11 protein-coding genes are annotated in these 13,171 nt (G+C 74.8%); 2 read left to right on the top strand and 9 right to left on the bottom strand.

All coding sequences use genetic code 11. From position 1 onward, the window contains the following. The first annotated feature begins 174 nt into the window (after positions 1 to 174). Complete coding sequence (locus AMK13_RS30010; protein ID WP_074004886.1) at positions 175 to 1,515, top strand: streptophobe family protein; 1,341 nt, start codon at positions 175 to 177, stop codon at positions 1,513 to 1,515. Positions 1,516 to 1,539: 24 nt separating this feature from the next. On the opposite strand, the gene AMK13_RS30005 is transcribed toward AMK13_RS30010, so the two are convergent. From AMK13_RS30005 to AMK13_RS29985, 5 genes are all read right to left on the bottom strand, one after another. Then, positions 1,540 to 2,037 (bottom strand): hypothetical protein, encoded by a 498-nt coding sequence (locus AMK13_RS30005; protein ID WP_049660167.1) that lies wholly within the window; start codon positions 2,035 to 2,037, stop codon positions 1,540 to 1,542. Positions 2,038 to 2,116: 79 nt separating this feature from the next. Continuing rightward, positions 2,117 to 2,491: a DUF1304 domain-containing protein gene (locus AMK13_RS30000; protein WP_074004884.1), complete on the bottom strand. Its 375-nt coding sequence runs from the start codon at positions 2,489 to 2,491 to the stop codon at positions 2,117 to 2,119. Beyond that, on the bottom strand, positions 2,488 to 3,486 hold the full coding sequence (locus AMK13_RS29995; protein WP_074004987.1) for a serine/threonine-protein kinase: 999 nt from the start codon (positions 3,484 to 3,486) through the stop codon (positions 2,488 to 2,490). Before AMK13_RS29995 ends, AMK13_RS30000 begins: the two co-directional genes overlap by 4 nt. Positions 3,487 to 3,587: 101 nt before the next feature. Next, positions 3,588 to 4,163, bottom strand: coding sequence for a hypothetical protein (locus AMK13_RS29990; protein WP_074004883.1), 576 nt, complete (start codon positions 4,161 to 4,163; stop codon positions 3,588 to 3,590). Between the two features lie 18 nt (positions 4,164 to 4,181). Continuing rightward, the gene (locus AMK13_RS29985; RefSeq protein WP_074004882.1) at positions 4,182 to 6,566 is read right to left on the bottom strand and encodes an ABC transporter ATP-binding protein/permease; all 2,385 of its coding nucleotides are present in this window, start codon (positions 6,564 to 6,566) and stop codon (positions 4,182 to 4,184) included. A 179-nt stretch (positions 6,567 to 6,745) separates the two neighbouring features. On the opposite strand from AMK13_RS29985, the gene AMK13_RS29980 reads away from it, so the two are divergent. Continuing rightward, on the top strand, positions 6,746 to 8,095 hold the full coding sequence (locus AMK13_RS29980; protein WP_074004881.1) for an acyltransferase: 1,350 nt from the start codon (positions 6,746 to 6,748) through the stop codon (positions 8,093 to 8,095). Positions 8,096 to 8,212: 117 nt separating this feature from the next. On the opposite strand, the gene AMK13_RS29975 is transcribed toward AMK13_RS29980, so the two are convergent. The 4 genes from AMK13_RS29975 to hppD form a co-directional block, all read right to left on the bottom strand. Further along, positions 8,213 to 8,998, bottom strand: coding sequence for a DUF3050 domain-containing protein (locus tag AMK13_RS29975; RefSeq protein ID WP_074004880.1), 786 nt, complete (start codon positions 8,996 to 8,998; stop codon positions 8,213 to 8,215). A gap of 84 nt (positions 8,999 to 9,082) precedes the next feature. Next, a complete protein-coding gene (locus tag AMK13_RS29970) occupies positions 9,083 to 10,051 on the bottom strand; it encodes an alpha-ketoacid dehydrogenase subunit beta (RefSeq protein ID WP_074004879.1) in 969 nt (322 codons plus the stop codon). Beyond that, complete coding sequence (locus AMK13_RS29965; RefSeq protein WP_241853089.1) at positions 10,048 to 11,121, bottom strand: thiamine pyrophosphate-dependent dehydrogenase E1 component subunit alpha; 1,074 nt, start codon at positions 11,119 to 11,121, stop codon at positions 10,048 to 10,050. Before AMK13_RS29965 ends, AMK13_RS29970 begins: the two co-directional genes overlap by 4 nt. Further along, entirely contained in the window at positions 11,118 to 13,052 is a 1,935-nt protein-coding gene (gene hppD, locus AMK13_RS44260; protein ID WP_198959467.1) for a 4-hydroxyphenylpyruvate dioxygenase, read from the bottom strand. The genes AMK13_RS29965 and hppD overlap by 4 nt, the downstream gene beginning before the upstream one ends. Positions 13,053 to 13,171 lie beyond the last annotated feature (119 nt).

The following is a 13,171-nucleotide window of genomic DNA, read 5'->3' as shown; positions in this document are numbered from 1 at the left end:
CAACAGCAGGTGCCGGGGCGTCGCCGAGCGTGCCCGCCGACCGTCGGCCACCCTGGAAACCCGGCCGGAACCCGGCCGGGAGTCGACCGGACGTAGAACGGGCGTAGATCGGAGATCGATCGCGCCGCGCCCGGGCCGGACCCCTGTGCACCCCGCGAGCGACGAGGAGGCGGCATGCAGCAGCCCACCACCCGGGCCGCGGGCCCGCCCGGCGCCGTACGCGGCTGGCTGGACGCGCTCGCCGTCGTGCTGGCCGGGCTGGTCGCGATGGCGGCGGTGGCCGCACTCGGTCTCTGGCTGGCCGGCGCCGACGACCTCCCGGATGGCGGCTTCCCCGCCGTGCTGGCCGCGACGCTCGCGCTCGCCGTCGGCGGCACCGTCGAACTCGACGGCGGCGCCGGGGACTTCGCGGCGGTCGGGGCCGGGATCAGCGCGATGCCGCTGAGCGTCTCGGTGGTCGGCGCGGTCGCGATGGCCGAGGTGTTCCTGCGCCAGCTGCGCTTCCGCGCGGTCGCGGGCGGCGGTGAGCTGCTCGGGCGGATCGGCCGGACGCTGCTGCTCTGGGTGCTCGCCCTGGTGCTGCTCACCCTCGGCGCCCGGCACAGCTTCGTCGTCCCGCTCGGCGGCGACCTGGCCCAGTCGATCGGCGGCGCGCTCGGGCTGACCCCGGAGGTCGGCTTCCGCGCGGACGGCCCGACCACCGTGGGCATCGGGCTGGCCTGGCTGCTGGTGGTGTTCGCGGTCACCTTCGCGGTGTCCCGGCGGGCCCCGCTGCCGCCCGCCCTGGTGCGCTACCAACTCGCCGTCCGCCCACCCGCGTTCGCGCTCTGGCTGGTCCTGCTGGCGTACCTGGCGATCGGTGCGGTGGCCGGGGTGCTGACCGCGGTCGTGCACGGGAACCCCCGGCAGACCCTGGCCGTGGTGCTGCTCGCGCTGCCCGACCTGGTCTGGCTGGCCTTCGGCATCGGGCTCGGCGCCACGTGGCACGGGCGGCTGGTCGGCGGGCTCGGCCTGCCCGTCCCCAAGCCGCTCAGCGCGGTGCTGCGCACCCCCGGGGGCGGGCCGGCGACCATCGACCTCGGCGCCCTCGCGGAGCAGGACGCCCGCAGCTGGTGGCTGCTGCCGTTGGCCGCCGTCCTGTTGCTCGCCGCCGCCTTCCTGGCGGCCCGCCGCGCGCCGCGCACCGTCCGGCTCTGGCGGCACGCCGTCCGGTTCGCGCTCGCCACCGCCGTCACCGTGCTGCTGGTGGGTCTGTGGACCCGGGCGGACGCCGACTACGGGCTCTCCGTGCTCGGTGTCGGCCTCGGCCAGGGCGGCCTGGGCGACCTGCTGGGCGCCGTGCTCGGCGGCGGCAACCCGCTGGCCGGGCTGGGCGGTGGGAGCCTCACCCTGCGCCCGGTGCTCTGGACGGCGGTGCCGCTCGCGGCGGGCTGGGGGCTGCTGACCGGCGCGCTCGGCGCCCTGCTCGCCACCCGGGTGCGGCACCGCGGCGAGGTACCGGCGGACGCCGAGTGACGGGTGCGGGGGGCGTGGCCCGGCTCAGAACAGCCGGTGGCCCCGCACCCACATGGTCTTGCGGCCGTCGGCCCGGATGAGCCGGAGTTTCCCGATGCCGTCGTGGATGCCCGCACTGAGCAGCAGCGACGGTCCGACGACCACGCCCGCGGCGGCCAGCGTGAAGAGCAGACCGATGTTGTCGACGGCCTGGTCGTCGCCCTCCTCGACGGTCCGGCCGCCCAGCTGGACCAGCATCGGGACGAGGGCCAGCAGCGAGAGCACCAGCAGCCAGCCCACCGTCCGGTGGACCAGCCGCTTGACCCGCGCCCTGGTGGCGGTCTCCACCCGGACGGAGAAGGAACGCCGGCAGCGCGGGCAGATGACGCCGATCTCCTTGTTGCCGCCGGTGGGCCGGGGCGAGCCGCCCTCCGGCAGGTGTGCGACGCTCCAGCTGACCTTCGTCGAGGTGAGGCCCTGCTGGACGCTCACCCGACAGCCGAGGCCGACGACGTACCGGTCGGTGATCGGGATCTTCGCCACCGCTGCCACCCCCAGCCTCCGCGACCGTCGCGGGGTAGGCGGAGTTTAGCCGCACGCCTGAAGAGATGGTGATGAAACGTCAGAAGGCCTCCGTCAGAAGGATGATCGCCGCCGGTACGGCCTGGCCGAGTGCACCGCGCCACAGCTTCGGCTCCGAGGTGAACAGGGTGATCCCGCCCGCGACCATGAACGCGGCGACGTAGAGCACCACCGCCCGCCCGGCCCCCGGGTGTCCGGTGTGCAGCAGGACCAGGCCGGCGACCAGGCCGAGGGCCAGGAAGAGGTTGTAGAAGCCCACGTTGACGCGCCACAGCCGGACCTCCGGGGCGTCCGCCGTGCTGCCGGTCAGCACGCGGCGCACCCGCGGGTGCCCGTACAGGAAGCTCTCCAGCGGCCAGACGATCAGGTGGATCGCCGCGGCGACCACAGCGAAGACCTGGCTCACGGCGTTCATGACGGACGGCTCCCTGCGGGCGGCGACGGCGGCGGGTGGATGACCGGTGCGGCCCAGGCGGGCGGCCCGGGCACCGGGGGCGGGTCGGGGGCGAGCGCGGGGACGACCTGGGTGGGCGGCCCGTCGGCGCGCCACGGTTCCGGCGCGGCGGCGGTGCTCGCCGCGCGCAGCTCGGCGACGAAGTCCAGGCAGTTCGGGTACCGCTCCCCGGGCGTCTTGGCCAGCGCCCGGGCGACCACCGCCCCGACGGCGGCCGGCAGGTCGGGCCGGTGGTCGCGCAGTGCGGGCGGCGGGTCGTTGAGGTGCGCCCAGAGCAGCGCGAGGTCGCTCTCCCGGCGGAACGGCGGGGCGCCCGCGAGCATCTCGAAGACCACGCAGCCGAGGCCGTACTGGTCGCAGCGCCCGTCCAGCGGCCTGCCGGAGATCTGCTCGGGCGCCGCGTAGTCGAGCGTGCCGACGATCTGGCCGACGGTGGTCAGCCCGCTGAGCGAGAGGGACTTCTTGGTCAGGCCGAAGTCCGCCAGGTACAGGTGCTCGGGGTGCTCGCTGTCCGTCCCGGCGGCGACCAGTACGTTGCCCGGTTTGACGTCCCGGTGCACCAGGCCGTGGTCGTGCGCGGCGTCCAGGGCCGAGGCGATCTGGAGGGCGAACCGGACGGCCCGCCCGACCGGGAACGGGCCGGAGCGGTTGATCAGGGCGCGCAGGTCGCCGCCCTCCACGTAGCGCATCGCGAGGTACAGGATGCCGTCCTGCTCGCCCGCTTCGAACACCGGGATGATGTGCGGGTGGTCGATCGCGGCGGCGGCCTCCGACTCGTGCATGAACCGCTGCCGGAACACCTCGTTGCGGGCCAGCTCGGGGGCGAGCAGCTTGACCGCGACGGTCCGGCCGAGCCGCAGGTCCTTGGCCCGGTAGACCACGGCCATGCCGCCGCGCCCGATCTCGTTCTCCAGCCGGTAGCCGGCGACCCGCCGCCCGACCAGCCCGGCGGGCAGACCGGTGGCGTCCCGCTCGGTGGCGTCCCGCTCGGGGGCATCCCGCTTGGCGGCGTCGCGTGCGGCGGACGGCCGCTCGACGCCGTCGCGCTCGGCGGAGGTCACGGCTCACCGGTCCGGGTGGAGGCGGACGGGCCCTCCGCGGACGGGCCGTGCGCGGGCGCGGGCGCGGGCGACGGCGCAGGAGAGGGGCTGGGCCGGTCGGTGGCCGCGTACGTCTGGAGCTGGAGCCCGTCGCCGTAGCACCAGAGGTCGCGCACCGGGTCGAACAGCCAGACCGCCTCGCCGTCCACCACCAGGCCGATCCGCAGGCCTCGGGTGCGCTCCCGGAAGGCCCCCAGGTCGAGGGTGCCGCCGGCGAGGTCCTCCAGCAAGGCGCGGTAACGGTCGAGCGCGCCCCCGGCCTCGGCGAGCGCCGGTCGCGGGTCGGCGGTCCGCGCGGGCGGGCCGCCGGCGGCGGGCGGTGGCTGCGGCAGCGCGACCAGTAGGCGGCCGTCCACCCAGGCGGTCCAGCCGTTGGAGCAGAGGATCCGCGCCCAGTCGCCCCGGCGGTCGAGCAGTTGCAGCGGCAGCAGCGCGTCGAGCCGGGCGTCCGGCCGGGCCGGGTCGGGTGCCGCCCAGGAGGCCATCCCGTCCGGCGGGGCGACGTGGGTGGGGCGGAACGCGAACTCGTCCATGCGGCGGTCGCCCTTCCGCTAGCGCCGCATGATGCTCGGCTCGTGCCGCCGCAGCAGGGCCAGCACCACCAGGCCGTACAGCAGCGAGAGCGCGGGCAGCAGCGCGATGCCCACCAGCCAGCCGGTGCGCTGGTGCCGGAACATCGGGTCGGCGGTGATCGCGTTCGGGAAGATGCCGTGCAGCTCGACGGTGCGCGCCATCGCCGACAGGCCCCAGCGGGACGGGACCAGCCAGGCGAACTGCTCCAGCCCCGGGACGCCGTGCAGCTTGAGCATCAGGCCGCTGAAGACGATCTGCACCACCGAGAGGAGCACCAGCAGCGGCATGGTGGCCTCCTCCTTGCCCACCAGTGCCGAGACCACCAGGCCGAGCATCATCGCCGAGAAGGCGAGCAGCGCGACCGCGAGGATCAGTTCGGGCAGCTGCGGCATCACCACCCCGGTCGGCACCGCGAAGGAGAGGTCCACCCCGGCCAGGCCGACCACGGTCAGCACCGCGGCCTGGGCCACCGTGACGGTGCCGAGCACCACCACCTTGGAGACCAGGTAGGCCGATCTGGACAGCCCGACCACCCGCTCCCGCCGGTAGATCGCGCGCTCCTTGACCAGCTCGCGCACCGAGTTGGCGGCGCCGGTGAGCAGACCGCCGATGCAGAGCGTGAGCAGGCAGTTGACGGCGTTGTCGGGGGAGAGCCGGGAGCCGGCCATCGCCCGGCACATCAGGCCGATCACGAAGGGCAGCACCACCATGATGGTGAGGAAGAGCCGGTCGGCGGCCAGCACCGCGGTGTACCGGCGTACCAGGGTGCCCAGTTGGGAGAACCAGCCCTGCGGCTTGTCCCAGTCGATCACGGGAGCGGCGGGAGGGGCGGGCGTGGCCGACGCGGCGGGCTCGTGCGGGGTCGGGTGCGGACGGGGCGACGGCGTCGGGACACCCTCGGCCGCCACGTAGCGCGCGTACTGCGGGGAGCCGCGGAACCGCTGCTGCCAGCTGTCGTGGTCCTCGTCCTCGAAGGCCTCGAAGGCCTCCGGCCACTCCTCGTAGCCGAAGAAGCCCAGCGCCTCGCCGGGCGGCCCGTAGTACGCCGTCCGCCCGCCCGGGGCCAGCACCAGCAGCCGGTCGCAGACGCTCAGGCTCAGCACGCTGTGCGTCACCACGACCACCGTCCGGCCGTCGTCGGCGAGCCCGCGCAGCATCCGCATCACCGAGCGCTCCATGCCCGGGTCCAGCCCGGAGGTCGGCTCGTCGAGGAAGAGCAGGGACGGCTTGGTGAGCAGCTCCAGCGCGACGCTGACCCGTTTGCGCTGGCCGCCGGAGAGGCTGGCGATCACCTGGTCGGCCCGGCCGTCCAGGCCCAGTTCGTGGATCACCTCGCGGACCCGGGCCTCCCGCTCGTGCGGCTCGGTGTCGCCGGGGAAGCGCAGCTCGGCGGCGTAGGACAGGGCGCGGTGGACGGTGAGCTGGGTGTGCAGGATGTCGTCCTGCGGCACCAGGCCGATCCGGCGGCGCAGCTCGGCGTAGTCGCGGTAGAGGTCGCGCCCGTCGTACAGCACCGTGCCCTGGTCGGCGGGGCGCAGCCCGGTGAGCGCGTTGAGCAGGGTGGACTTGCCCGCGCCGCTCGGCCCGGCCACCGCGAGCAGCGCCTTCTCGGCGAGCGGGAAGCCGACGTCGTCCAGCAGCACCCGGTGGTCGGGGCCGACCCGGACCACCAGGTGCCGGACGTCCAGGGAGACCTCGCCGGTGTCGGTGTACTCGACCAGCCGGCCGTCGGCCAGGCAGAGCGCGGAGTGGCCGATGCCGACGATGTCCGCCGGGCCGACCGGGGCGCGCTGGACGGGGCGGCCGTTGAGGTAGGTGCCGTTGTGGCTGTCCAGGTCGACGATCTCGTGGCCGCCGTCGGGCAGCGCGCGCAGTTCGGCGTGGTACCGGGAGACCACCAGGTTGTCCAGGACCAGGTCGTTGTCGCGCGAGCGGCCGATCCGGACGGTGCGGCCGAGCAGCCGGTGGACGGCGCTCGGACGGCGGAAGGTGCCGGAGAGGTGCGGGGCGACCAGCGACGGCCGCTTGTGCGCGGTGGGTGCCGGAAGGCCGGCGAAGGCCGCGGACGGGCCGTCGGCCGGGTCGCCGAAGCGCAGCCGGGTGCCCGGGCCGACCTCCTCGCGGCTGACCCGCCGGCCCTCGTCGTACGTGCCGTTGGTGCTGTCGACGTCCTCCAGCAGCCAGTGCCCTCCGGTGGCGCGCAGGATCGCGTGGTGCCAGGACACCCGGGGGTCGTCCAGGACGATCTCGCTGGTCGGGTCGCGGCCGAGGTGGTAGGCCCGGGTCGGGTCGATCACCCGCGACGCGGTGCCGGTGACCAGGACGAGGGGCGGCGCGGAGGGTGCGCCGGGGCGCTCTCCCATGCTGCGCATTCTATCGCCGTCGCTGTCGCCGCACCGGCCGAAGAGCCCTGCCGGAGTGCGGGATTGGACTGGACCACTGCCTCCGCGCGCCACTATCGTTCGGCGTGCCCGCGGATCGCGCGCCGCCGGAACGCGCCCGCGCGTCACCGGGAGTCGTCGAGTGCTTCGGAACGGAACCCATGAGCATCTGGCCGCAGTTGCGAAGATCCCGGACCGTCCGGGCCGGGCACGCCACCGGCCGGGTGCTGCGCTGCGGGCTGATGGACACCATGCTCGCCGACCTCGCCGTCTCGGTCGTGCTCTGCTTCGAGCACCCGCTGGACGACGACCGGCTCGCCGCCGGCCTGGCCCGGGCGCTGGAGCGGGTGCCGGTCTTCGCCGGAAGGCTGCGCACCGTCGAGGGCGTCCTGGAGGCGGTCTGCGACGACACCGGCGTGCCGTTCGAGGTCTACACCGTGGAGGGCACGCTCGCCGAGGCGATGGGCCGGGCGACGGCGGCCGGCGCCGAACTGGTCGCCCCGCTGGACGCCCCCGCCGCCCGTGACGGCGGCGTCCCGCTGCTCACCGTGCGCCTCACCCGCACGGCCGACGGCGGCACGGTGCTCGGCTGCTCCTGGCACCATGCGATCGGCGACCTGCACAGCTTCATGCTGCTGCTGCGGACCTGGTCCGCGGCGGTCGAGGGCGAACCGCTGCCGAAGGCCGAACTCGTCGACGACCAGGACGAGTTGCTGGCCGAGGTGCTCCCGGACGAGGACTGCGGCCGGCCCGGCTTCCGGCTGCCCTCGGCGGCGGAGGCGGAGCTGCTGGCCCGCGAGGTGGCGGTCGGGCCACGCGCCAACCGGATCGTCCAGATCGCCTTCACCGACGCCGAACTGGCCAGGATGCGCGAGGAGTTCGGACTGGCGGCCGGGCGCCGGCTCTCCTCCGGGGATGTGCTCTGCGCCCACCTCCTCAGCACCCTGCGGGAGTTGGACGGGGACGACGCCGAGCGGATGCTGACCGTGCCGGTCAACGCGCGCCGCTGGCTGGGCCTGTCGCCCGCGCTGCTCGGCAACCTCCTCAGCGAGGTCCATCTGCCGCACCGGCCCGAGGAAGGACCGGCGGTGCTCGCGGGCGCACTGCGCACGGCGGTCGAGGAGTTCCCGACCGCGCACCTCAACCTCCGCGCCAACCTGTGGTTCCTGGCCACCCTCGGCCGCTCCCGGCTGCGCGACTGCGTGCCGCTGGGCTTCGACCCGGCGGCGCGCCGGTTCAGCTTCTCCAACTGGAGCGGCTTCGGCGCCTATGCGGTGAGCTTCCAGGGGAAGCGGCCCGTGCTGTTCAGTCCGGCGGCCAACTACCCGATTCCCTGGGTCTGTTGGACGGTCGAGGGGTTCCGGGGCGAGGGCCGGCTGGCCACCGTGGTGCTGCCGGCCCGACTCGCCGCCCGGGTGCGCGGGGCGGAGGGCCGGGCGGCGCTGCACCGGTTCCGCAGGGCCGGGGACCGGCCGCCCGCCTCGGCCGGGGTGCTGCCCAAGGTGCTCTGAGCCGCCCCGCCGGTGCGGGTGCGAAGGCAGGCCCCGGCGGCGGAAGGGCGCCCACGGGGGATGTCGGTTCCCCATGGGCGCCCTTCCACCGTGACGACGGACGTCCTCCGGCAGGCCTCAGAAGGACCGCTCGATCGCGGTCCACAGCTGGAGCCGGGCGCGCAGCGCGGTGCGGACCGTCTCGGCGCAGGAGTCCCACTTGTCCTGGTCGTCGCCGCACAGGTCGATCAGCATCTGCATCGCCATCGGGGTGTGCTGCTCGCCGTCGACCTCGATGTGACGGGCCAGGTAGTCCTTGAAGACGGTGAGCGCGCCCTCGGGGTCGTCGATCCGGATGACCTGGGTGAACATGTCCGGGATCAGGTCCTCGCGGCCGAAGGCGAAGGCGGCGGCCCGGCAGTGCACCGGCGCGTTCTCCACGATCGACCAGGTGGTGGAGGTGAAGTCCAGGGCGGGCTGCGGCACTCCGGCGTTCTTCAGGGCGTCCGGCACGGCGGTGCCGGAGCCCAGCAGGGCCAGGAACTCCTCGATCGGGCGCGGGTCGGCACCGGCCTGCCGCATGCCCTCGACGTACAGCTCGAAGTGGCTGGTGTAGCCCTCGCCGAGCTCGTCGCTCTCCTCGACCAGCACGATCTCGTTGATCAGCCGGCGGCTGGCGGTCGGGCCGTTCGGGACCCACGGCACGTCCACGCAGGTGAGGTCGCGCTGGAGGCTCTTGAGCAGCGACATGAAGTCCCAGACGGCGAAGACGTGGCTGCCGAGGAAGGTGCGGACCCGCTCGATGCCGGTGAGCGAGCGGTACACCGAGTGCTCGACCACCTCGCGGCGCAGCGGGTCGATGGCCTGCTGGAGACTGGTCAGGCCGGGGTGCGAGCGGTCCCAGTGGTAGCGGTTCGTGGACAACGGGGCTCCTTGGTCGGGCTGTTGGGCGATCGACGTGTTCGGGGTGCGCGAGGTACGCGGGGGCTGCGCCGCTTCGGGGCGCGGTCAGCGGTGCTTCAGCACGAGGTCCAGCGCGTGCCGCAGCTGCTCGCGGCCGGGCTGGACGGCGCGGTCGAGGGCGGGGGCGAAGGGCAGGACGGCGCCGTCCGGGCGGGTGATCCGGCGGGGCGGGGCGACCAGGCGCATCTCCTCGGCGGCGGTGGCCAGCACCTCGGCGCCGAAGCCGCAGCTGCGGTTGGAGTCGTCCAGGACGACCAGGCGGCCGGTGCGTTCCAGCGAGTCGGCGAGCGCCTGCCAGTCGAAGGGGTACACCGTGCGCGGGTCGAGGACCTCCACCGAGACCTCCGGCGCCAGTTCCTCGGCCACCGCGAGGGCGTCGTGCACCAGGTGCCCGAGGGCGACCACGGTGACGTCGCTGCCCGCCCGGTGGATCCGGGCCCGGCCGAGCGGGACGGGGACGAGGTCCCAGGTGACGGTCTCGCGCACCGGCATCGCGGCGGCGGGCGCGAACACCACGACCGGGTCCGGGTCGCGGATCGCCGAGCGCAGCAGCCCGTAGGCGTCGGTCGGTGTGGCGGGCACCACGGTCTTCACCCCGGCGTGCGCGAACAGGCTGTACGGGTGGTCGGAGTGCTGCCCGGCCCAGCCGTCCCGGGAGCCCGAGCCGGGAACCAGGCAGGTCAGCGGGACGGCGGCCTGGCCGCCGGTCATCAGCGAGAACTTGTGGGCCTGGTTGACGAGTTGCTCGAAGACCAGGAACAGCAGCGACGGGATCTGGAACTCCAGCACCGGGCGCCGGCCGGCCAGCGCGGCGCCGACGGCCATCGAGGTGAAGGCCTGCTCGGAGAGCGGGGTGTCGACGATCCGGCCCGGCCCGAAGCGGTCCAGCAGGCCGAGGGTCGGCCCGGCCAGACCGGCGCCGATGTCCTCGCCGAAGACGCAGACCGCCGGATCGGCGGCGAGTTCGTCGGCCAGCGCCCGGTTGAGCGCCTTGGTGTACGAGAGCCTGGTCACGGCGTCGCCCCCGCCCGGGGCCGCAGCCCGTCGGCGTACAGGTGGTCCAGTGCGCCCGCCGGGTCCGGGTGCTCCGAGGCGAGCGCGAACTCCTCGGCGGCGGCGAGCTGTTCGGCCACCGAGCGGTCCAGCTCGGCGACCGTCGCCGGGTCGAGCAGGGCGGCGGCCCGGGGGAGCGGGTCGCGCTCGCGCCAGGCGTCGACCTCCTCGGGGGAGCGGTAGCGCAGCTTCATCCGGCGCTCCATGGTGTGGTGGCCCTCGTATCGGTAGGTGCGGCAGGCCAGGAAGCCCGGGCCGCGGCCGCCGCGGGCCCGCTCGACGGCGCGCAGCGCGGCGGTGCGGACGGCCTCGGTGTCCATGCCGTCCACCTCCTCGGCGGGGATGCCGAAGGCGGCGGCCCGGCCGGTGGCGCTGCCCGCGACGGCGGTGGCGGCGGGCAGGGTGGTGGCGTAGCCGTTGTCCTCGCAGACGAACAGCACCGGCAGGCGCCACATCGCGGCGAGGTTGAGCGACTCCAGCAGGACGCCCTGGTTGAGCGCGCCGTCGCCGAAGAAGGCCACCGCGACCGGGGTCCGGCCGACCTCCGGGCCGTCGGTCCCCGGCCCTTCGGCCGTCGTCCGTCCGGGGTTGACAGCCGCCCAGGCCGCGCCGACCGCGATCGGGGCACCGGCGCCGACCATGCCGTTGGCGCCGAGGATGCCCAGCGAGAAGTCGGCGGCGTGCATGGAGCCGCCCCGGCCGCCGTTCGAACCGCCGACCCGCCCCAGGAGCTCGGCGAGCAGCCGGTGCGGCGCGGTGCCCCGGGCGAGCACGTGGCCGTGGCCGCGGTGGGTGCTGGCGAGCCGGTCGCCCGGGCCGAGCGCCGAGCAGACGCCGACCGCGACGGCCTCCTGCCCGATGTACGGGTGGATGCCGCCGGGGATCGCGCCGGACTTCACCAGGCCGAGCGCCAGCTCCTCGAAGCCGCGGATCAGCCGCAGCATCCGGTAGCGCTCGGCGGGGGTGTCCAGCGGGGCGGGGCTGTCGGGCAGTGCGGCGCCCTCGCCGGCCGGGTGCGCGGGAGCGGTCACGGCCGCCCCCGCCAGACCGTCGGGCAGAACCGCGGGTCGGCGTAGTCCGGCCGGCCGTCGTCCGTACGGCCCACCAGCACGTCGTGGTTGTACACCACCGGCTCGCCGTCCGGCCGGTCGTGCCGGCGGTACTCGTTGGCGCCGTCCTGGAGGTGCAGCGAGACCGCCCGGCGCGGGAAGGAGGCGAGGTTGGGGCCGCTGCCGTGGTACGTGCGGCAGTGGTGGAAGGACAGGTGGCCGCGCGGGATCAGCATCGGGACCTTGCGCACCCGCTGCCCGTTGTGGGCGGCGTTGGCGGCCAGGATGGACTCCAGCTCGGAGCCGTCGCGGTCGGCGAAGTGCCGGGTGGAGTCCTCGCCGGACGGCAGCTCCCGCCAGCGGTGGCTGCCGTCGACCATGGTGATGGTGCCGTTCTCCTCGCGGCAGTCGTGGAACGGGATGAAGGCGGTGAGCATCTCCTCGGAGCTACAGGTCTGCCAGTAGTGCTTGTCGAAGTGCCACGGCACCCGGTTGCTGGGCTCCTCGGGCACCGGGGGCTTGTAGATGAGCGTCGACTGGAAGACCCGGATCTCCTCGGTGCCGGCGAGCAGCGCGGCCACCGCGCCGACCAGCGGCTTGCGCAGGATCGCGCCGATCGCGTCGCTCTCGTAGTGCACGTAGTCGTTGTGCCGCTGGACCGGCCCGTCCTCGGGCCGCCAGGAGGCCAACCGGGGTGGCCGGACGGGCAGTTCGCGGTCCCGGTGGCCGGCGTAGTACGCCTCGGTGGCAGCCTGGAGGGTGTCCAGCTCCTCGTCGCTGAAGAGCCTGCGGGAGAGGTACCAGCCGTGCTCGCGGTAGTGCGCCACCTCGTCGGGGGTGGGCAGCAGGGCGCGCTCGGCCTCGGTGAGCCGGAACCCGGGGGCGGCGGCCAGCGCGCGGGCCTGCTTCGGCTGTGCGGGGGCGGGCCGGTCCTCGGCGGCGGGGCCGTGCCGTTCGACGGCCTCGTAGAGGGCCTTGATGTTCGCGGTGCCGAAGGTGCCCGCTCCCTGCCGTTCGATCAGTTCGAGGAAATAGGTGCGCCGGGGGTGGGTCGAGCGGGCGAAGATCTGGAACAGCTGGCCGCCGTGGTCCTGGTCGACCAGGACGTGCAGGTCGCGCAGGGTCGCCACCGGGATGGCCGTCTCGCCGAAGCGGTCGGCCAGGGCGTCGAAGTAGGCGTCCGGCGTGGTCAGGAACTCCACGCCGCGCTCCCGGGCGGTCCGGACGGCGCCGGCGATGTCGCGGGTGCTGAAGGCGAGGTGTTGGACGCCGGCCCCGCCGTGGGCGGCGAGGAACTCGTCGATCTGGCCGGGGCGGCGGGTGGTGTCGGGCTCGATCAGGGTGAAGGTGACGCCGCCGGAGGCGCTCTGCACCACCTTGGAGTCCATCGCCTGCTCGCCGACCTCGATGTACTCCTCGAAGATCGTGCGGAAGTCCAGCGCGTCCTCGCAGAACCGTACGGCCTCCGCGAGCGTGCCGGCCGGCAGGCAGATCGCGACGTGGTCGAGGCCGTCCAGCAGGCGGGGCTCCGGGGTGGCCTCGGCGTCCGGCAGCGGGACCAGGCGCAGGGCGGTGTCGCCGAAGCCCTCGATCAGGACGCCGGCCCGGTCGAGTACCCGGGCGCCGTGCCGCTCGGCCCGCTCCAGTGCGGCCGCCGGGTCGGCGCAGCCGAGGGCGAGGACGGCGACGCCGTCCCCGTGCCGGGTGACGTACTCGGCCACCGGGTGCTCCGGGTCGGCGGCGGAGGTCAGCCGCAGCCGGATGGTGCCCTGGCGCAGCCCGATGGTGCGGGAGCCGTCCGGGGCAGTGGCCGGGGCGTCGGCGGTGAAGCCGAGGTCGGCGCTGAGTCCGGCCGCGGTCTTGTCGGCGTCCGCGCAGTGGAACTCGACGTGGGTGATGGTCTGGATGGACAACGGGATCTCCCCCCGGGAGGGATGGTGGATCGATGATCGGGGCGCGCCGGCGCCGCGCGGCGCCGCGCGGCGGTGCGCGGCGGGCGACCGCGGTCGGGCGGCGGCTGTCGGCGGTACCG

This window comes from Streptomyces sp. CB02056, assembly GCF_001905545.1.
In the GTDB taxonomy this organism is placed as follows: Bacteria; Actinomycetota; Actinomycetes; order Streptomycetales; family Streptomycetaceae; genus Kitasatospora.
The sequence above is the reverse complement of the archived record's forward strand: the minus strand, read 5'-3'. Positions and strand labels throughout refer to the sequence as shown.